The following is an 18,656-nucleotide window of genomic DNA, read 5'->3' as shown; positions in this document are numbered from 1 at the left end:
TGTTATTATGAAGCAGTCTGGCGTTCGTTGGACTGATCTAACTGGGGACATCTTGAATGCTCAATGAATTTAAAACCTTTATCGCCAGAGGCAACGTCATGGACCTTGCTGTCGGCGTTATCATCGGCGCGGCCTTCAACAAGATCGTTGAATCAGTCGTCAACGACCTCGTCATGCCAATTGTCGGCGCGATCTTCGGTGGCTTTGATTTCTCGAACTACTTCTTGCCACTTAGCTCAAATGTAACAGCAGTATCGCTGGCGGCCGCTCGTGAGCAGGGTGCGGTTTTCGCATATGGTAGCTTCCTTACCGTCGCTATCAATTTCCTGATCCTTGCCTGGATCATCTTCCTGATGGTCAAGGGTGTAAACAAGATCCGCGCCAGTGTGGAACGTAAGGAAGCAGCGCAAGAAGCTGTACCGGCACCACCACCGGAAGACATCAAGCTGCTGTCGGAAATCCGCGATCTTCTCAAGACGCGCTGATCTTTTTCAGCCTAGGCGTCCATCGATTTTTGAACCGGGCAGTTGCAGGGCTGGCCGGTTCTCGACCCATCACAAAATGCGATATGATCTTCACGTAATTTCCATGGAAGAGGGCAGGGTGATTGCGTAATAAAGGACAAACGGAGTGTGTCCTTTATGTCTTTATTGAATAGCTTGAGTGCCAGATCTCTCGCCGCGCCTGCCAGCGGTATCATTGAAATCGTCAAATATGCCCGTGGCCGCGAAGGCCTGTTGCCTTTGTGGACTGGCGAAGGCGACCTGCCGACACCTGATTTCATCAGCAACGCCACCGTAGCAGCATTAAATGCCGGTGAAACTTTCTACACCTGGCAGCGCGGTATTCCGGAATTGCGCGATGCGCTTTCGCGTTATTACCAGCGCCACTTCTCCGTTTCCCTGCCGCAGGACAGTTTTCTGGTCACCGGCTCGGGCATGCAGGCCATCGCGCTTGCCGTGCAGGCTCTGACATCACCGGGTGATGAGATGATCTACCTCTCACCGACATGGCCGAATATCGTCGCTGCCATCGGTGTTGCTGGCGCGAGTGCCGTTGGCGTGGGCATCGATTTTGCCGATGGCAAGTGGTCGCTGGACATCGAGAAAATTGCAGACGCCATCACACCCAAAACCCGAGCGCTCTTCATCAACACACCATCCAACCCGACGGGATGGGTCGCCACCCATCAAGACCTTACCAATATTCTGGCGCTGGCCAGAAAACATGGCCTGTGGATCATTGCTGACGAAATTTACGCCCAATATTATTATGGCGAGGGTCGCGCTCCATCGTTTTTTGATGTGATGGACGAAGGTGATCGCATTGTTTTCGCCAATTCCTTCTCCAAGAACTGGTCGATGACCGGATGGCGCGTTGGCTGGGTGGTGGCACCACCAGAGATCGGCCAAGTGATTGAGAACCTCATCCAATATTCTACGTCGGGCGTGGCACAATTCATGCAGCGTGGTGCGGTAGTCGCATTGGATGAGGGCGATGACTTTGTACGGCAAAACTATGAGCGTGCACGGTTATCACGCGATATTCTCTGCGATGCTTTGATTGCTACCAACCGGGTAGAAACGCTGAAGCCGGACGGTGCCCTCTACGCATTTCTGAAAATTGACGGTGTCACCAACAGTCGTGAAGCGGCGTTTGATATCGTCGATAAAACAGGTGTCGGCCTTGCTCCGGGAACCGCGTTTGGCAAGGGTGGAGAACTGTTCCTGCGCGCCTGCTTCCTGCGCAATCCTGACCACATTCGCGACGCCGCAGACCGCCTGTCGTCCTATATTTTGAGCCGATAGGAGATCAGATAAAATTTTATCGGTTTTGAAAACGGCTTGTAAGTAACGTTTTTTGAATTACTTGCCGTTTTCTGCCGGCGCACCCGTAACGTAATGAATAGTGAACAGTTGAATGGTTTTGTGCTTCCAACAAAAAGAAACAGGGAAGTACATAAATGTCTGTTCTGGTTACGGGTGGGGCTGGTTATATCGGCAGCCATATGGTCTGGGCACTGCTGGATGCAGGCGAAGACGTCATCGTTCTGGATCGTCTTTCGACCGGCTTTCGCTGGGTTGTCGCACCGCAGGCTCGTTTCTACCTGGGCGACGTCGGCGATGGCGAACTGCTGAACCAGATCTTCTCTGAAAATGACATCGATACGGTCATGCATTTTGCAGGATCGGTGATTGTACCGGATTCTATTTCCAGCCCGCTCGATTATTACGAGAACAACACCAGCAAAACCGGAAAGTTGGTGTCCGCGGCGCTGGCGCATGGCGTGAAGAACATCGTTTATTCTTCGACGGCTGCTGTCTACGGCAACCAGCATGCAAATGGCCCGGTCGCAGAAACCGCCATTTTGAGCCCTGAAAACCCGTATGGCCTTTCCAAGCTGATGTCGGAAATCATGCTGCGCGATGCCGCTGCCGCCCATGATCTGCGTTATGTGGCGCTGCGTTACTTCAACGTGGCGGGCGCTGACATTCAGGGACGTACAGGCCTGTCGGCCGAAGGTGCGACACACCTTATCAAGGTTGCCTGTGAGGCAGCAACCGGCAGACGTGACCATGTCGACGTTTATGGTGTCGACTATGACACGCATGACGGTACGGGTGTGCGGGACTATATTCATGTCAACGATCTGGTCGATGCGCATATCCGCGCTCTGGAGTATCTGCGCGCCGGTGGCCAGCCCCTGGTTGCCAATTGCGGTTATGGCCACGGCTATTCGGTCATGGACGTTATTTCTGCGGTCCAGCAGGAATACGGCCGCACGATCAAGGTGAATTATTGCCAGCGTCGTCCAGGTGATGTGGCCAGCATGATGGCTGATTCAACCGTTGCCAAAACTGAACTCGGTTGGCAGCCGCGTTACGATGACCTGAACCTGATCATCCGCACAGCGCTGGCTTGGGAGGAAACCTTGGAAGATCAGCGTGCAGGCGATCTGGACAGAATTCAGCGCAAGCTGGCGGTCGCCGGCTATCGTTAAATCGACCGAAACAGCCGGGCTGTAAATGTCAGCCCGGTGCCGCCTTGTGGGCGGGTTGATGCCGGAAAGGCATGTCCCGTTCCGGTGCCGCAGCGACAAGCCATTGCGCCGTATCAAAAAAGTTGCGCGTGCGCTTCAACTCGGCCGTCCGGTCGGTTGGCACAATCAGAATATTGTAGCGGTCCTGATTGCTGAATTCGCGTTTGATTGAAACGCGCATGCCGAAATGGTCGGTATCATAGTCTTCTGCGGGAATGGTCTGGGGCAGGTCCGTCCAGCGCAATTGCTGGGCAGCAAGCGTCAAAGCCTTGTCCAGCTGCTCACGCATGCGTTTGCCGTCGTCAGTCGCAGGGCTGGCAATTTTCATGCGCAGTGACGTCACCCGTCCGTCAGCCGCACCCTTTATGTCCAGAAAAAACGAGGCAAAGTCGGTGGTGCCATCGGTTGCCTCATGCATTTCTTCCGCAAGGCATTCGAAGGTATTGGCGTCATAGGGGCTGGCCTGCCAGCCGCTACCGGCAATGATAAAACCGCTGTGCGCAAAGACATCGCACAGGCTCTGGCCGGGAACACGGAACTGGCGCACAAAAGCCGAAGGCAGATCGTTGAGTGTGTGCAGCAGCAACCGCTCGGGCACTGGCGGCAGCTGGGAGACCTGTGGTCGCTCTGTCTTTTGATCCGGCGCAACTTCCACTGAAGGTTTTGGGTGCAGCCAGTCAATATGGAAGTAGTCGAGCAGAGCGCGCAGGTGCCGTTTGTCATTGGCCAACAGTAACGGCGTGCCAATCGCGGCACAGGCCAATGCAACGGAAATCAGGATTGGAAGCGTTCGGCTTTTTCGTTTGAGAGGATGATTATCCATCCGAACTGCCCCCGGAAACGCTTTGTCTTATTCGTCACCCTGACGTTCGGCGGAGGCTTTGCTTTCATCCTCTGCCACCGGAATGGCATAGGAGCCCTTAAGCCAGCGTGAGAGGTCAAGAGACCGGCAGCGATCCGAACAGAAAGGATAATTATCCCGCGTAGATGGATGCCCGCATTCCGGGCACGGCTGCGTTTTGCGCAAGGGCGTTACATTTCCTGTCGTCGTCATCCGTCTCAGCCTTCCGCCCAGCCGGATACGACATCAAAGCCTTCTCCAGCCAGTAATGTTGCTGTTTCATAAAGTGGCAGTCCCACGACATTGGAATAGGAACCGGTCAATTTTTGGACGAAACAGCCAGCAATGCCCTGAATGCCGTAGGCACCGGCTTTGCCGCGCCATTGACCCGAGGCAATGTAATTGTCGATTTCACTGCTGGAAAGGCGTTTGAAACGCACCTTTGTTTCAGCAATTTTCTGCCGGATCTTGCCGCCGGGTGTCACCAGGCAGATGCCGGTGTAAACCCAGTGGCTGCGCCCGGAAAGAAGATGCAGTGCAGCTGATGCTTCCTCGACATATTCCGCCTTGCCGACAATGCGACGGCCAACGGCGACAACAGTGTCCGAGCCAAGCACATAGGCATCGCTCCAGCTCAGCTCACCCTTGATGGCGGCGTAAGCGGCTTGCGCCTTCTGAAGAGACAGGCGGCGGCATAGGGTTCTGGGATGCTCAAGACGTACTGGTGTTTCATCAATGTCCATCGGCATCAAACGCGCAGGCTTGATTCCGATCTGATTGAGAAGATCCAACCGGCGCGGAGAGCCGGAAGCCAGTATCAGCTTTTGAGTTAGTGCCGTCATGAATGCCCCAGCCGCTTCTCGAGTGTCGTGCGCTTGCGGCGCTCAACCCTGTTTTATCGGCGCAACGCTGTTTCCGAAAATCGCTTCATATGTCCGGATCGATGCGCCAGCCTTGTCGTCTTATTTGAAGCGGTATGTAATACGGCCCTTGGTCAGGTCGTATGGTGTCATTTCAACCAGAACCTTGTCGCCAGCCAGAACGCGAATGCGGTTCTTGCGCATGCGACCAGCGGTGTGGGCAATGATCTCATGTTCGTTTTCCAGCTTCACGCGAAAGGTCGCATTAGGCAGGAGTTCGGTGACGACACCCGGAAATTCGAGGACTTCTTCTTTTGTCATGTGGAGGTTTTCTTTCTGTTCTATCTATACCGGACAGATAAGTCCGGGAAAATTGGGCGGAAACTACACAATCGCCACCCATTTGTGAACCTTGCAGTTCACGAAATCTTCAATTGTTTCAAACCGTCTCCGAGAACGGTTTTCCACGGGTGGGTAATCGCTCTGTAATCATGCGTGTCAGGTAATCCCGCACGTCACGATATGCATCGAGAATCTGCTCGCGTGTGCCGGTTACGACGGTCGGATCCATGGTCGGCCAGTAGACCACATCGAGCGAATTGGAGCGGGTCAATTCCAGCGCGGAGTGATGGGCTTCCGGTGTTAATGTAATGATAAGATCGAAAAAATCATCCTCGATTTCTTCAAGTGTTCTCGGTTTGTGTTTGCCAAGCGTCAGACCAACCTCATCCAGAACCGCATCAACGAAGGGATCGCGCTCGCCTGAGCGTACACCGGCCGATTGAATATAGATGCCCGGCACAATCAGCTGTTTGGCAATGACCTCGGCCATGGGGGAGCGGATGGAATTCATACCGCACATAAATAGAATGGCGCGCGGTGCTTTGGGCTCTGTGTGGCTGACTGAAGGATCGCTCATCGCCCGACCTAGCCCCGCCAGTAGAGAACGCATACAAGGGTGAACAGGCGACGTGCCGTATCGAAATCAACTTTGATCTTGCCGGACAGGCGGTCCATCAGAGTTTGGGAGCCGTCATTGTGGATACCGCGCCGTCCCATGTCGATCGCTTCGATCTGGCTTGGGGTCGCAGACCGAATGGCTTCATAATAGCTTTCGCAGATCATGAAGTAGTCTTTGATGATCCGGCGAAACGGCGTCAGCGAAAGAATATGTGTTGCCACATCCTTGTCGTCTTCGCTTTTGATGGAAAAGACCAGCTTGGCCTCCACCAGCGAAATATACAGCCGGTAAGGGCCGCCAGCATGGCCAAGCGGCTCGAAGCTGTTTTCCTCGATCAGGTCAAAAATGGCAACGGCGCGTTCATGCTCGACATCCGGCGTAGAGCGGCCAATGCTCTCATCCAGAATAACGTCGCAAAGCCTGAAAGCGCCTGTGGCCATTCATCACCCTTCAGGATTGAGGCGTATGGCAACTGACTTGGCATGCGCATCCAGTCCCTCGGAATGGGCGAGGGTAATGGCAGCAGGTGCCAGCTGTCGCAATTGTTCGGCGCCAAGCCGCAGAATAGAGGTGCGCTTGACGAAGTCGAGAACCGAAAGGCCGGACGAAAACCGTGCCGAGCGCGCGGTCGGCAGAACGTGGTTCGAACCACCGACATAATCGCCGATCACTTCAGGTGTATGGCGACCAACAAAGATCGCTCCGGCGTTTCTGACCTTACTGATCAGGGCGTCCGGATCTTCCACGGCAAGTTCCAGATGTTCGGCGGCAATACGGTTTGCCAGCGGAACGGAGGTTGCCAGATCCGGAACGATGATGATGGCGCCAAAATCGGCCCAGCTCGCCGTTGCCGTTTCTGCACGCGACAACAATTTCAACTGGCGCTCGACAGCCGCCTCCACCGCATGACCGAGTTCCGCGTCGTCGGTAATAAGAATGGATTGCGCACCACGGTCATGTTCGGCTTGCGCCAGCAGGTCGGCGGCCAGCCAGTCCGGGTTGTTGTCCTTGTCAGCAATAACAAGGACCTCTGAGGGGCCTGCAATCATGTCGATGCCAACCGTGCCGAATACCTGGCGCTTGGCAGCAGCTACATAGGCGTTGCCAGGGCCAACGATCTTGGCAACCGGGGCAATGCTTTCCGTACCGTATGCAAGGGCTGCCACGGCCTGGGCACCGCCAATGCGGTAGATTTCTTCAACGCCCGCAATATGCGCTGCAGCGAGAACGGCGGGATTGATGCTGCCGCCATTGGCCGGCACAACCATGACGATGCGCTCTACGCCGGCAACCTTGGCCGGAACGGCATTCATCAGCACCGAGCTTGGATAACTTGCCGTACCGCCGGGCACGTAAAGGCCAACCGCTTCGATGGCTGTCCAGCGGGACCCAAGACCAACGCCGATATCGTCTTCGTAGATATCATCTTTTGGCATCTGGCGGGCATGGTGCTTTTCAATGCGTTTTGCAGCCAGCTTCAAGGCATCGACAACGGCCGGATCGACCAAATCGATTGCGGCGGCAATTTCCTGTTTGGTGACGCGCATCGGCACCTTGGAGAAGTCGAGCCCATCGAACCGCAGCGAATATTCCGCCAGCGCTGCATCACCCCGTTTCCTGACATCATCAATGATGGCATGGACGGTTGCGTTCACATCTTCGGAAACTTCTCGTTTGGTTGTCAGGAAATCCGCAAAAGTCTTTTCAAACGTCTCGGATGTCTGCTCCAGCCAGATTGCCACGTCGTATAACCCTCTCATGCCCCGCCACATCGATTGGCGGGGTATTGCATATCGCAGTAAGTGTATAGCGATTTCAGGGCTGTGGCATAGATCGAAACGGATGTTTTGTGCAACATCCGGAGTGTTATTCGCCCAGATGTTACTCGTCTACGTGCTGGGGCTTTGATGCCGTTTCCCAGGAACCGATGGCATCAGCCAGTTGCGCTTCGATGCACTCCACATCAAGCGCGATTGCACCGCCACCGGACAGCGTCAACTCGATCGTGCCATCCGGACCATCTCCCTTTGCGGTGAAACGAATGGCCAGCAGCGAATGAACCTGATCCTTGTTGCTGCGATCGATGTCGTGAGATCGCACGGCTTGAACGCGTTTTAGAACGAGAACAGCGCGGCTGCGCTCAAAAGGCCTGTTTTTAACGGTCGCCGTTTCCCACACAAAGCGGTTGACCGAAAGCGCAAACTGGCCCCGCTTAGCGTCATAGGATGCATCCACCAACTTGAAGACACTGTCTTGCATATGGGTGGAGATAACCGCGAGATCCTCGCCGTCGAGTGCCAGAAGTTTAAGATCAGCCATTGTTCTATTCCTTGTGGCATAGCGGCGCCGTGCTGCGCCGCACCTGTTTGAGCGCAAATCCTGCCGAGCCCAGTGCTGCCGCACTGGTGGCTCGGTGTAAACAGAAAATGCTTTATCAAGGAGATAGGAAATCAGGCGGCGTTGCGCAACGGGGGAATGAAGCTGCGCAACACATGCTTTGCCGGAAATACGGCCCGTTATTAGTCGCTGATGCGCTCGACAAGCGCGCCGCAACGGGTCAGCTTTTCTTCAAGCCGCTCGAAACCACGGTCAAGGTGGTAGACGCGGGAAACGATTGTCTCACCTTCGGCTGCGAGACCGGCAATGACCAGCGAAACAGAGGCGCGAAGGTCTGTTGCCATGACTGGTGCGCCACGCAGGCGCTCGGTGCCCTCAATGCGGGCCGTCTGGCCGGAGAGGGTGATCTTTGCGCCAAGCCGCGCCAGTTCCTGCACATGCATGAACCGGTTTTCGAAAATGGTTTCCGTCACATGGGCCACGCCCTGCGAGCGGGTCATCAGCGCCATGAACTGTGCCTGCAGGTCGGTCGGGAAACCGGGGAAAGGTTCGGTGACAATATCAACCGGCTGAATGCCATTGCCGTTGCGCACCACACGCAGACCGCTTTCGGTCTCGGTAATGGTGGCGCCAGAGCGGCGAATGGTCTCAAGGGCTGTGTCCAGCAGGGCAGCAGTGGTGCCTTCCAGCACAACGTCACCACCGGTCATGGCCACAGCCATGGCATAGGTGCCGGTTTCAATGCGGTCTGGCAGCACGCGGTGGCGTGCACCGGAAAGCGACGTCACGCCTTCAATGGTAATTGTCGAGGTGCCGGCGCCTTCAATTTTTGCGCCCATGGCGGTCAGGCACTTGGCGAGATCAACAACTTCCGGCTCCTTGGCCGCGTTGTGAATAACCGTCGTACCCTTGGCGAGTGTGGCCGCCATCAGCATGACATGCGTGGCACCGACCGAAACTTTCGGGAAAGTGTAGCTGTTGCCAACAAGACCACCCTTGGGGGCAGTGGCAGTGATGTAGCCGCCATCGATTTCCATCGTTGCACCGAGCGCTTCTAGGCCGTCAATGAACAGATCGACCGGGCGTGTGCCGATGGCACAGCCGCCGGGAAGCGAAACACGGGCTCTGCCTTCACGGGCAAGCAACGGGCCAATAACCCAGAAGCTGGCGCGCATCTTGGAAACCAGTTCGTAAGGTGCTGTCGTGTCGACAACGGTGCGGCAGGTGAAGTGAACGGTACGCGAGTAGGATTCACCCTGGCTTTCGCGGCGGCCATTGACGGAAATATCAACGCCATGGTTGCCGAGAATGCGGATCAACTGCTCCACGTCGGCCAGATGCGGCACGTTCTCAAGTGTCAGGGTATCACTGGTAAGCAGCGAGGCGATCATTAACGGCAGGGCAGCATTCTTGGCACCCGAAATCGGGATAATGCCGTTAAGTTTGTTGCCGCCGGTTACTTTGATGCGATCCATACGTCCCTACGGGCTTTGCGCCCGCCTTTCTCGTGCCTTTGTGAAGGATTGGTGTCCTTAGACGAAATCCTGCAGCGTTGCAATTTTGGCAGTCAATTTTCTTGTCAGCACGATTCGTCCGTTTTTGCGGCAGGCAAACCGATTGTTTCATCTTCTGCACCGGAACGTCGTGCCCGGGCCTGATGTTTGCGCCGTTGCAGGTTCTCACGCAGCTTTTGTGCCGCCCGCGCCCTGCGCTGCTCCTCACGTTCTTTCACCTGATCTTTGCGGTCGCCCTTTTTCGCAATTTTTTGCTCAAGGGTATCTGCTGTGTCATCAGCGGCGGAGGAAATGGGCTCGAGCCCTTGTTTTGTGGTGTCTTCAGTCATGTTTCGACATTATCGGAAAAATCCTCAAATCCATAGAGCCGGCTATTTTTTGCACCACTATGTGAATAACTATCAAATTGCTGCTTGCGCTCGGGAAAAACCTATGGCAATAGGCGCCACGCTTGAAGTGTCGAGACCAAGTCAGACACCAGATGCTGCTATAGCTCAGGGGTAGAGCACTCCCTTGGTAAGGGAGAGGCCGAGAGTTCAAATCTCTCTAGCAGCACCATTTACCTCCTTAAAATAACTTATGATTTTCGGTTTAACCGGAATTCGGTTTATTGTGTTAAATCACGCGTTTTTGCGTTCGCTGAGAGAGGCGCAGTCGCCCCTCACGTCAAAGCTAATCTTTTCAGTATGTGGAAAAGTTTTATTGGCCCGGCAGAATACGCACCGAATAAATATTGATCGGCAAGCCGTTGCCATCGATATCGCTGTTGATCAGCAACTGGCCGGGAGAGTTCGGCACGAGTGACCGTTCAAACGTCGCGCGGAACAGCAGATCAGCCTTTTCAGGTGTTGCCGTGAAGCGGTGGCGTGAGCAATCACCCAGGCTTGAGAAATCACAGCTGATGGCCACTTGCGTCTGGCGATCAGTCGAGGATTGCAGCGTCACCGCAATCGTTGAGGACTTGCCAGCCATTTCCTGCAGTACATTGACAGGCACTTCAATGCTGATGTTGCCCTGTTCCGACGGCGTTCTGGACGTAATGCGGCTGGCTACGCCTGCGGCCGTGGCAATCTGCTCGATGCTGGCGTTGGAACCGGCCTTCATGCCCTGTCCGCGCTTGTCGGCGTGGTAGATTTCGACCCAGTCGTCAGAAAAACCACGTGCCGGATCAAAAGCAGGCGTAGGGGCGTTGCCTTGAAAATCTTCCGATTCGACCTGCGCTGGTGGGTTCGGCACGCTGGTGTCGCGCTCCGCTTCGCTGAGCAGCAGCCCGGAGGAATACACCCACCATGCCCCCATGCCGATAAAGGCAAGAGTAACGGAGGTCAGCAGAAGGCGAGCGAAAAAGCCGCGTCGTTTTCTGGGGCGGACTGCACGTTCTGGCTTGAAGGCCAGCGAGCCGCCTTCCGATGGCGCTGTGCGCTGTTGTGCTGGTTCAGCTGCGTAAACATCACGAGATGGCGCTTCAGGCTGCGGATAATCCCTGTCGTGATCATCAAGGCTAGGTGCCTCGTCATACTCATCCACCGGAGCGGAGCGCATTTCTGGCTGAACGGATTCCGTGAAGGTTGGCGCGGTTTTCTGAGCGGAGACGGCTGGCGCGACGGCAGGGGCAGCCGGTGATGGGGGCCTGACCATATGGGACTCGATCTTGTCGAGCAGCCTGTCGCGTTCCTGGGTTTCTATCTCGCGGATCAGTGTTTCCAAACGGTGTCGTTGCTGGGCAATGACCTCTGGGTCATTTATGCCTTGCTTACGCATGCCCGCTTCGAGGGCCTGACGTGATGACTGGTAAATGCGCGCGCGAACCTCAGGATTTGCCCGGTCCGATTTCTCAAGCGCATTGCGAATTGCCGTTTCCAGTCCGCTCACAAAGGGTCCTTTTTTGACGTCACAGTTGATTCTTTTGCAATCGCTACCGTCAGATTTTGGCAATCACAAGCTTCAAGCTAATCAAATGCATCATTGATCCCGGGAAAACAAGCACTCTGGCCTTTGGATGGTCGCGCAAAACACTTAAGCCATCAATGATTTTGACTTGTGTGGCACGTTCACTCTTATATTGTTGACGTGTGCGTAAACGTAAGGTGGAGGAAACGAATGCTGCCAGAAGTGCTGAAAAACAATGTGAGGCTGCCCGTTGTGGCATCGCCGCTGTTCATTATTTCGCACCCGCAGTTGACGCTGGCGCAATGCAAGGCCGGTGTGATTGGCGCGTTTCCCGCTTTGAATGCCCGCCCGGAAAGCCAGCTGGATGAGTGGCTGGCCCAGCTGACAGAAGAGCTTGCGGCACATAATGCGGCGCATCCGGAACGCCCGGCCGCGCCATTTGCCGTGAACCAGATTGTCCATACCTCCAACAAGCGCCTTGAGCATGATCTTATGCTCTGCGTGAAATATAAGGTGCCGGTTGTGATTTCATCGCTGGGCGCGGTTCCAGAGGTCAATGCCGCCATTCATTCTTATGGTGGCATTGTCCTGCATGACATTATCAACAATCGCCACGCGCAGTCTGCCATTCGCAAGGGGGCGGACGGCTTGATTGCGGTAGCAACTGGCGCCGGTGGTCACGCGGGAACGCTGTCACCCTTCGCCTTGGTTCAGGAAATACGCAGCTGGTTTGATGGCCCACTACTGTTGGCCGGTGCGATTGGCACAGGAGGCGGAATTCTGGCAGCGCAGGCCATGGGCGCTGATATGGCCTATATCGGCACGCCATTCATCGCCACAGAAGAGGCCCGCGCCACGGACGCCTACAAGCAGGCGCTGGTCGAGGCGCGTGCCGGTGATATTGTCTACTCGAACTATTTTACCGGCATTCACGGTAACTACCTCAAATCGTCGATCACGGCAGCCGGGCTTGATCCAGACAATCTGCCCTCGGCCGATCCCTCCAAGATGGACTTTGGCGCTGCCGTCACCGGCGCCAAGGCCTGGAAAGACATTTGGGGTGCTGGGCAGGGCGTTGGTTCGATTGATGGTGTGGGCAGTGTTGCCGCCCTTGTTGACCGGCTGGAGGCTGAATACCAGGAGGCACGTCAGCGTCTGGCGCTATGAAATCTTGCCGCTTCTGACGGGGTTTATGGTGCTCGAAAAATGCACTCGGAATGTGCCGGCAACATTGACGGAGGCATGCTGCCGACTGGCAAATTTGACGTTGCGCAAATGGGGCTTTGCGTCGCTCAAATTGGCGGTGGCATGGCAATGGAAAATTGACCTGCCGTTATTTCAGCACTTGAAATCCACCGTCATTATCTGTATCAGCCCCCGCATGATGTTTATCCGTTCACGGATAACGAAAGTGCCGCTTTAGCTCAGTTGGTAGAGCACGTCATTCGTAATGACGGGGTCACGTGTTCGAGTCACGTAAGCGGCACCATTTCTCCCTGATATCAAAAACTGAATGTCTGCAGTCGCGAGTTTTGCTGCGCTTTTCATTTGCGTTCAAGGCGCATGGTAGAGTTGAATATGGCGAAGAGCTCAGAGCAAATGATCGGACAATCAGCAGGCTGTTGCTGTGCCACATCAATCTGAAAGTCTTTGAGAAAAGAAGTGGTGCCCGAACGCGGATTTGAACCACGGACACGCGGATTTTCAATCCGCTGCTCTACCAACTGAGCTATTCGGGCACTTTACCTCGTGTGAGGCTCGACCTTTTCAGGTCACCGAGAGTTTTGCTCTCCCGAAAGTGAGCGGGGTTATAACATCTTGTTCGGCCATGTCCAGCGCCTGAAAGCATTTTTTTTGAGGAATTTCACGGTTAAAAAAAATGACGGCTGATTAGCCGCCAAAGTTTTCGCTAGTCCCGTGATAAATATGGGCTTTCCGTTGTTAATCTTCCACAGCTGGCTTACGGCGGGTGTTCATATTCCGGCGCACATACCATGTTGCAACCGCAACCATCAGCGCAAGGACATACCAGGTGATAGCGTAGGAGAGGTGGCTGTTGGGAAATTTCAACTGTGTCAGGCCGCCGATCGGCACGCCGCCATCGTTTGGGGTGGCATCGGCATCAATATAAAATGGCGCAGTATCGCTCAGACCATTCGCGGCAGCGATCTCTTCAATATTGCGCGAATACCAGCGGGCATTGGCGGGATCATTCGTCCGCAGGAAAAGTCCGCCATGTTCCGGTGCACGCATCAGGCCAACCACCGTCGCAGAACCGGTTATCTGGCCCTGCTGGCGCGTTTCGGCCAAGCGTTTGTCCGTTGGCACAAAACCGCGGTTGATGATGACTGTGGAGCCATCCTCGATCCGCAGTGGCGTCAAGATCCAATAGCCTGGGCCATAATCGGTAACTGTATAAACGGCCGCTTCCTTGTCATTCTGGAACTCACCAGAAAGCTGAACGCGGCGATATTCATAATCTTCGGGTTTCAGAGCCGTCCATTCAGCGCGTGCGGGTGGTGCAACAGGCTCGGCATGCACACGCGCATTGATGCGCTCAATCAGATCCACCTTCCAACCAAGCCGCTGCACTTGCCATGTACCGAGCGCCAACAGAGAGGTGATCAGGCAGGCGGACAGCGTATAGAGAACGGCAATAGCCAGACGTGAAGGGCCGGTACGGTGCGCAACTGGCGTGGAATGGGGTGTCGGGATGGTCATGGGGATCTTTCCTGCCTGTTCCGGCCCTGCACTCAATGTCTGTGCCGGAAAGAAAAACGCCGCGCATTCGGGTGAATGCACGGCGCTGACATTGCCCTGAAAGATCAGGGCAAGTTTCGCATTTGCTCGATTGTCATGGTCGGCATCATGTTCTTGTTCATGTTGTACATGACCCAGAGCGAGCCGATCAGCGTGATCATCACTACAACAACGGTGAAAATCAGCGCCATGAAGGTCCAGCCGCCTTCAGACTTTGTGTTCATATGCAGGAAGTAGATCATATGAACGAAAATCTGGATGACGCCGAGGCCCATGATCAGCAGAACGGTGAAGGTCTTGTTGTCAAGAACGTCGCCCATAACCAGCCAGAACGGAACAGCTGTCAGAAGAACCGACAGGATGAAGCCGATCATATAGGACTTGAAGCTGCCGTGATCTGCGCCATCGTGATGATCGTGTTCATGATCATCGTGGTGTGTGTGTGTTTCGGAACCCATCACAGAACTCCCATCAGATATACGAAGGAAAATACGCCGATCCAGACCACGTCAAGGAAGTGCCAGAACATGGACAGGCACATCAGACGACGCTTGTTGGCTTGGATAAGGCCGTGCTTGCCAACCTGGAACATCAGTGTGACCAGCCAGATGATACCGAAGGTCACGTGCAGACCGTGTGTACCAACCAGCGCGAAGAACGCCGAGAGGAACGCGGAGCGCTGCGGTGTCGCACCTTCGTGGATCAGGTGGTAGAACTCATAAAGTTCAACGCATAGGAAGGCGAGGCCGAACACGCCGGTAATGCCAAGCCATATCAACGTCGTCTTGATATTCTTCTTTTCCGATTCCAGCATGGCAAAGCCATAGGTGATCGAGGAAAGAAGCAGGAACGCCGTGTTGATGGCAACCAGCTTGAGGTCGAAAAGGTCTGCACCGGAAGGACCGGCCGCATAACTGCGGCCGAGCACGGCATAGGTTGCAAACAGGGTTGCGAAGATGAGGCAGTCGCTCATCAGGTAGAGCCAGAAACCCAGCGATGTGCCGTTTTCCGGGTGGTGGTCTTCCTTCAGGTAAAAGACCGGCGCTTCGCCTGTATCGGCGGTTGGTGCGTGTGTCTGGGCCATTCTGTTACGCCTGTTCTGCGAGCAGCTTGGTGCGCTCCGCTTCTACTTTGGTCACGTCCGAAGCCGGAATGTAGTAGTCGCGATTGTAGTTGAAGGTATGAGCGATGGAGACGCCAATGATGGCAAGCAATGATAGCGCAGCCAACCACCAGATATGCCACACCAGAGCAAAGCCAAGTGCAATGCTGATGGCGCTGAGAATGACGCCCGTACCGGTGTTCTTCGGCATGTGAATAGGAATGAACCCTTCCACAGGACGTTCTGCACCGCGCTTCTTCATGTCGGCCCAGGCATCGACTTCATGCACGACAGGCGTGAAAGCGAAGTTATAGGCCGGTGGCGGAGAAGACGTGGACCATTCCAGCGTACGACCGTTGAAGGGGTCGCCGGTCACGTCGCGCAACTGGTCACGCTTCAGGAAGCTTACGAAGAGCTGGATCAGGAAGCAGGCAATGCCGAGTGCGATAAGGAACGCGCCGAATGCGGCAATGATGAACCAGATCTGCAGCGACGTGTCTTCGAACTGGCTGAGGCGGCGGGTTACGCCCATCAGGCCGAGAACGTAGAGCGGCATAAAGGCGAAGTAGAAGCCGACAAACCAGAACCAGAAGGACAGTTTACCCCAAAACGGATCAAGACGGTAACCGAATGCCTTAGGGAACCAGTAGACGATGCCGGCGAGAACGCCGAACAGCACGCCGCCGATGATCACGTTATGGAAGTGGGCGATCAGGAACAGCGAGTTGTGCAGCACGAAGTCTGCTGGAGGAACGGCAAGAAGAACGCCGGTCATACCACCGATGACGAAGGTGATCATGAAACCGATGGTCCACAGCATGGGGACATCGAAATTGATGCGGCCCTTATACATGGTGAACAGCCAGTTGAAGATCTTGGCACCCGTGGGAATGGAGATAATCATCGTCGTTATGCCGAAGAAGGCATTGACGCTGGCGCCGGATCCCATGGTGAAGAAGTGGTGCAGCCAAACGATATAGGCCAGAATGGTGATCACCACCGACGCGTAAACCATCGAAGCGTAACCGAAGAGACGCTTGCGCGAGAAGGTCGAGACGATTTCGGAGAAAACGCCGAAGGCAGGCAGGATCAGAATGTAGACTTCCGGGTGGCCCCAGATCCAGATGAGGTTGACGTACATCATCGGGTTGCCGCCGAGATCGTTGGTGAAGAAGTTCGTACCAACGTAACGGTCAAGCGTCAGCAGGGCGATCGTTCCGGTCAGGATCGGGAACGAAGCCACGATCAGGATGTTGGAACACAGCGATGTCCAGACGAAAATCGGCAGGCGCATCATGGTCATGCCCGGTGCGCGCATCTTGATGATGGTGACGATCAGGTTGATACCTGACAGCGTCGTTCCCACACCGGCGATCTGTAGACCCCAGATATAATAATCCACGCCAACGCCAGGGCTGCCCTCAATGCCGGAAAGCGGCGGATAGGCCAGCCAGCCTGTCTGTGCATATTCACCGATGAACAACGAGATCATGGTGATGATAGCGCCAGCTGTCGTCATCCAGAACGAGAAGTTGTTGAGGAAGGGGAAAGAAACGTCACGCGCACCGATTTGCAAGGGAATGACGAAGTTCATCAAACCGGTAATCATCGGCATTGCCACGAACAAGATCATGATCACGCCGTGCGCCGTGAAGATCTGGTCATAGTGGTGCGGGTTGAGATAACCTTCGGATCCGCCTGAGGCGATGGCCTGCTGGATGCGCATCATGATGGCGTCGGCAAAGCCACGCAGCAGCATCACGAGGGCCAGAATGATGTACATGATACCGATCTTCTTGTGATCGATGCTGGTAAACCATTCTTTCCACAAGTAGCCCCAAACGCGGAAATAGGTGAGAATACCGAGAAGTGCCGCGCCACCGAGGGCAACAGCCGCGAAAGTTACAACGAGAATTGGCTCGTGGAGCGGGATGGACTCCCACGTCAGCTTCCCGAAAAGGAAGGACGTTTGATCGGAATTGACGACCATTTTAGCCTCTTGCGATTCAAAACAAATGTCGGCGCGGGGGTTCCGCGCCGTTGAAAGTCAGTGATGCCAGTCAGCCGGCAACCGGTTTGCTTTCCGGCAGGGCAGCCTTGATGTCAGGCAGAGCAGCAGGAACGAATGTCTGGCCTTCGATAGCCGCTGGCGTGGACTGCGAACCGGATGCCATGCCGTAAGGCGAAAGCGGGGTGCAGATCACGGAGTTCAGCGCCTTGGCGATATCGATGCCTTCCTTGCCGCCGCCCCCATTGGCGTCGATGTGCATCATGTCACGCATGCAAAGCTTGTTCGGCTCTACGCAGCGGTTGAGGATTGCGTCATACAGCTGTGGGTCGACACTGGCGAAGTACTCGACAGGATTACGCTCGCTCGGCTTGGCGAATTCGAGGTATTCCATACGGCCAAAGCCCTTGCCGCCGTCCTTGACCTTGGCAACCCACTGGTCGAAGCCTTCATTGCTCAGACCGTGGAACTTGAAGCGCATGTGCGAGAAGCCAGGGCCGGAGAAGTTCGCCGAGAAGCCGTCATAAACGCCTTCCTTGTTGATGACTGCGTGCAGCTTGGTCTGCATGCCGCCCATGGCGTAAATCTGGCCAGCCAGTGCAGGCACGTAGAACGAGTTCATCGCCGTGGTGCCGGTAATCTTGAAGTTGATCGGAACATCGATCGGGGCAGCAAATTCATTGACGCTGCCAATGCCCAGTTCCGGGTAGAAGAACAGCCACTTCCAGTCCATGGCCACAACCTCGACCGTCAGGGTCTTGGTTTCGGCTGTCACAGGACGGTCCGCATCAATGCGGTCGATCGGGCGGTACGGATCCAGACGGTGGGTTGCGATCCAAGTCACGGTTCCCAACATGAGAATGATGGCAACGGGAGCAGACCAGATCACCATTTCAAGGCGCGTGGAGTGGTGCCACTCTGGATCGTAATCTTCAGCCTTCGCCGATTCACGGTACTTCCATGCAAAGAACAGCGTCAATGCAAGAACCGGAACGATGATGAGCAGCATCAACACTGTTGAGGTGATGATGAGATCACGTTGCTGGATGGCAATGTCCCCGGAAGGGTTCATAACCACGAGATCGCAGCCGCTGAGCAGCAGCAACGACGAAAATGCCATGAAGGCAGAAGAAAATTTCTTGATCGTGGGCACGTTCTTAAAACTCGTACTGTTTCAATTGTACCGCGAATAATTGCCAAACGTCATTATTGTAATGAGGTATTTTGTCGCGGTGCAGCGGGATCGCCGCAGCGCAACAGCCACGGCATGGCTGGGTGCATTATCTCATAGAAGGCCCTTGGAGCAAGCCCTTCCTGTAATCTTCATTTGACGGCTGTGCGCA

General features: G+C 55.1%; 20 protein-coding genes and 3 tRNA genes. 6 read left to right on the top strand and 17 right to left on the bottom strand.

Translation table 11 applies throughout. From position 1 onward, the window contains the following. The first annotated feature begins 56 nt into the window (after positions 1–56). The 3 genes from mscL to galE all read left to right on the top strand — a co-directional run bounded on the left by mscL (position 57) and on the right by galE (position 3,001). The gene (gene mscL, locus M2418_RS15680) at positions 57–485 is read left to right on the top strand and encodes a large conductance mechanosensitive channel protein MscL (RefSeq protein ID WP_250983438.1); all 429 of its coding nucleotides are present in this window, start codon (positions 57–59) and stop codon (positions 483–485) included. 156 nt (positions 486–641) lie between these two features. Continuing rightward, on the top strand, positions 642–1,808 hold the full coding sequence (locus tag M2418_RS15675) for a pyridoxal phosphate-dependent aminotransferase (protein WP_259147739.1): 1,167 nt from the start codon (positions 642–644) through the stop codon (positions 1,806–1,808). Positions 1,809–1,963: 155 nt separating this feature from the next. Continuing rightward, entirely contained in the window at positions 1,964–3,001 is a 1,038-nt protein-coding gene (gene galE / locus M2418_RS15670) for a UDP-glucose 4-epimerase GalE (protein ID WP_250983440.1), read from the top strand. A 28-nt stretch (positions 3,002–3,029) separates the two neighbouring features. Here galE and M2418_RS15665 read toward each other — a convergent pair whose 3' ends face one another. The 10 genes from M2418_RS15665 to M2418_RS15620 form a co-directional block, all read right to left on the bottom strand. Continuing rightward, entirely contained in the window at positions 3,030–3,863 is an 834-nt protein-coding gene (locus M2418_RS15665) for a DUF6030 family protein (protein ID WP_259147737.1), read from the bottom strand. Between the two features lie 27 nt (positions 3,864–3,890). After that, positions 3,891–4,094, bottom strand: coding sequence for a DNA gyrase inhibitor YacG (gene yacG / locus M2418_RS15660; RefSeq protein WP_259147736.1), 204 nt, complete (start codon positions 4,092–4,094; stop codon positions 3,891–3,893). A 5-nt stretch (positions 4,095–4,099) separates the two neighbouring features. Continuing rightward, positions 4,100–4,723 carry a Maf-like protein gene (locus tag M2418_RS15655; protein WP_192486836.1) on the bottom strand — a complete coding sequence of 208 codons (624 nt, stop codon included), beginning with the start codon at positions 4,721–4,723 and terminating at the stop codon, positions 4,100–4,102. 120 nt (positions 4,724–4,843) lie between these two features. Continuing rightward, on the bottom strand, positions 4,844–5,062 hold the full coding sequence (gene infA, locus M2418_RS15650; protein WP_027673809.1) for a translation initiation factor IF-1: 219 nt from the start codon (positions 5,060–5,062) through the stop codon (positions 4,844–4,846). Between the two features lie 118 nt (positions 5,063–5,180). Next, complete coding sequence (locus tag M2418_RS15645) at positions 5,181–5,660, bottom strand: low molecular weight phosphatase family protein (RefSeq protein ID WP_192486837.1); 480 nt, start codon at positions 5,658–5,660, stop codon at positions 5,181–5,183. Between the two features lie 8 nt (positions 5,661–5,668). Continuing rightward, a complete protein-coding gene (locus M2418_RS15640; protein WP_259147728.1) occupies positions 5,669–6,142 on the bottom strand; it encodes a UPF0262 family protein in 474 nt (157 codons plus the stop codon). Positions 6,143–6,145: 3 nt separating this feature from the next. Next, positions 6,146–7,444 (bottom strand): histidinol dehydrogenase, encoded by a 1,299-nt coding sequence (hisD, locus tag M2418_RS15635; RefSeq protein WP_259148028.1) that lies wholly within the window; start codon positions 7,442–7,444, stop codon positions 6,146–6,148. A gap of 139 nt (positions 7,445–7,583) precedes the next feature. Next, entirely contained in the window at positions 7,584–8,021 is a 438-nt protein-coding gene (locus M2418_RS15630) for a DUF2948 family protein (RefSeq protein ID WP_259147726.1), read from the bottom strand. Between the two features lie 200 nt (positions 8,022–8,221). After that, positions 8,222–9,514 carry a UDP-N-acetylglucosamine 1-carboxyvinyltransferase gene (gene murA / locus M2418_RS15625; RefSeq protein ID WP_192486840.1) on the bottom strand — a complete coding sequence of 431 codons (1,293 nt, stop codon included), beginning with the start codon at positions 9,512–9,514 and terminating at the stop codon, positions 8,222–8,224. A gap of 104 nt (positions 9,515–9,618) precedes the next feature. After that, entirely contained in the window at positions 9,619–9,882 is a 264-nt protein-coding gene (locus tag M2418_RS15620) for a hypothetical protein (RefSeq protein ID WP_250983446.1), read from the bottom strand. Between the two features lie 154 nt (positions 9,883–10,036). Here M2418_RS15620 and M2418_RS15615 point away from each other — a divergent pair. Further along, positions 10,037–10,111, top strand: a tRNA-Thr gene (locus tag M2418_RS15615). A 141-nt stretch (positions 10,112–10,252) separates the two neighbouring features. Here the strand turns inward: M2418_RS15615 and M2418_RS15610 are convergent. Beyond that, complete coding sequence (locus tag M2418_RS15610) at positions 10,253–11,425, bottom strand: hypothetical protein (RefSeq protein ID WP_259147723.1); 1,173 nt, start codon at positions 11,423–11,425, stop codon at positions 10,253–10,255. Between the two features lie 228 nt (positions 11,426–11,653). Between M2418_RS15610 and M2418_RS15605 the strand changes: the two genes are divergently transcribed. After that, on the top strand, positions 11,654–12,610 hold the full coding sequence (locus M2418_RS15605) for a nitronate monooxygenase family protein (RefSeq protein WP_259147721.1): 957 nt from the start codon (positions 11,654–11,656) through the stop codon (positions 12,608–12,610). A gap of 246 nt (positions 12,611–12,856) precedes the next feature. Further along, a tRNA-Thr gene (locus tag M2418_RS15600) sits at positions 12,857–12,932 on the top strand. Positions 12,933–13,106: 174 nt separating this feature from the next. Here the strand turns inward: M2418_RS15600 and M2418_RS15595 are convergent. The 6 genes from M2418_RS15595 to cyoA all read right to left on the bottom strand — a co-directional run bounded on the left by M2418_RS15595 (position 13,107) and on the right by cyoA (position 18,433). Further along, positions 13,107–13,182 (bottom strand) — tRNA-Phe (locus tag M2418_RS15595). 202 nt (positions 13,183–13,384) lie between these two features. After that, positions 13,385–14,164, bottom strand: a complete 780-nt coding sequence (locus tag M2418_RS15590) for an SURF1 family protein (protein WP_259147719.1) — start codon at positions 14,162–14,164, stop codon at positions 13,385–13,387. A 104-nt stretch (positions 14,165–14,268) separates the two neighbouring features. Next, entirely contained in the window at positions 14,269–14,661 is a 393-nt protein-coding gene (gene cyoD, locus M2418_RS15585) for a cytochrome o ubiquinol oxidase subunit IV (protein WP_259147717.1), read from the bottom strand. Continuing rightward, the gene (cyoC, locus tag M2418_RS15580) at positions 14,661–15,287 is read right to left on the bottom strand and encodes a cytochrome o ubiquinol oxidase subunit III (RefSeq protein WP_250983453.1); all 627 of its coding nucleotides are present in this window, start codon (positions 15,285–15,287) and stop codon (positions 14,661–14,663) included. The genes cyoD and cyoC overlap by 1 nt, the downstream gene beginning before the upstream one ends. Positions 15,288–15,291: 4 nt before the next feature. Continuing rightward, positions 15,292–17,295 (bottom strand): cytochrome o ubiquinol oxidase subunit I, encoded by a 2,004-nt coding sequence (cyoB, locus tag M2418_RS15575; RefSeq protein ID WP_250983454.1) that lies wholly within the window; start codon positions 17,293–17,295, stop codon positions 15,292–15,294. 70 nt (positions 17,296–17,365) lie between these two features. Further along, entirely contained in the window at positions 17,366–18,433 is a 1,068-nt protein-coding gene (gene cyoA / locus M2418_RS15570) for a ubiquinol oxidase subunit II (protein WP_192487819.1), read from the bottom strand. Positions 18,434–18,656: the final 223 nt, after the last annotated feature.

Origin of the sequence: Rhizobium sp. BIGb0125, from assembly GCF_024810055.1 — a bacterium.
In the GTDB taxonomy this organism is placed as follows: domain Bacteria; phylum Pseudomonadota; class Alphaproteobacteria; order Rhizobiales; family Rhizobiaceae; genus Agrobacterium.
The sequence above is the reverse complement of the archived record's forward strand: the minus strand, read 5'-3'. Positions and strand labels throughout refer to the sequence as shown.

Coding starts and splice junctions, on each gene's coding strand:
- yacG (WP_259147736.1), bottom strand. CDS start 4,094: ATGACGACGACAGGAAATGTAACGCCCTTGCGCAAAACGCAGCCGTGC.
- M2418_RS15605 (WP_259147721.1), top strand. CDS start 11,654: ATGCTGCCAGAAGTGCTGAAAAACAATGTGAGGCTGCCCGTTGTGGCA.
- cyoD (WP_259147717.1), bottom strand. CDS start 14,661: ATGGGTTCCGAAACACACACACACCACGATGATCATGAACACGATCAT.
- cyoB (WP_250983454.1), bottom strand. CDS start 17,295: ATGGTCGTCAATTCCGATCAAACGTCCTTCCTTTTCGGGAAGCTGACG.
- cyoA (WP_192487819.1), bottom strand. CDS start 18,433: ATGGCATTTTCGTCGTTGCTGCTGCTCAGCGGCTGCGATCTCGTGGTT.
- M2418_RS15620 (WP_250983446.1), bottom strand. CDS start 9,882: ATGACTGAAGACACCACAAAACAAGGGCTCGAGCCCATTTCCTCCGCC.
- cyoC (WP_250983453.1), bottom strand. CDS start 15,287: ATGGCCCAGACACACGCACCAACCGCCGATACAGGCGAAGCGCCGGTC.
- mscL (WP_250983438.1), top strand. CDS start 57: ATGCTCAATGAATTTAAAACCTTTATCGCCAGAGGCAACGTCATGGAC.
- galE (WP_250983440.1), top strand. CDS start 1,964: ATGTCTGTTCTGGTTACGGGTGGGGCTGGTTATATCGGCAGCCATATG.
- M2418_RS15590 (WP_259147719.1), bottom strand. CDS start 14,164: ATGACCATCCCGACACCCCATTCCACGCCAGTTGCGCACCGTACCGGC.
- infA (WP_027673809.1), bottom strand. CDS start 5,062: ATGACAAAAGAAGAAGTCCTCGAATTTCCGGGTGTCGTCACCGAACTC.
- M2418_RS15630 (WP_259147726.1), bottom strand. CDS start 8,021: ATGGCTGATCTTAAACTTCTGGCACTCGACGGCGAGGATCTCGCGGTT.
- M2418_RS15675 (WP_259147739.1), top strand. CDS start 642: ATGTCTTTATTGAATAGCTTGAGTGCCAGATCTCTCGCCGCGCCTGCC.
- M2418_RS15665 (WP_259147737.1), bottom strand. CDS start 3,863: ATGGATAATCATCCTCTCAAACGAAAAAGCCGAACGCTTCCAATCCTG.
- M2418_RS15655 (WP_192486836.1), bottom strand. CDS start 4,723: ATGACGGCACTAACTCAAAAGCTGATACTGGCTTCCGGCTCTCCGCGC.
- M2418_RS15645 (WP_192486837.1), bottom strand. CDS start 5,660: ATGAGCGATCCTTCAGTCAGCCACACAGAGCCCAAAGCACCGCGCGCC.
- murA (WP_192486840.1), bottom strand. CDS start 9,514: ATGGATCGCATCAAAGTAACCGGCGGCAACAAACTTAACGGCATTATC.
- M2418_RS15640 (WP_259147728.1), bottom strand. CDS start 6,142: ATGGCCACAGGCGCTTTCAGGCTTTGCGACGTTATTCTGGATGAGAGC.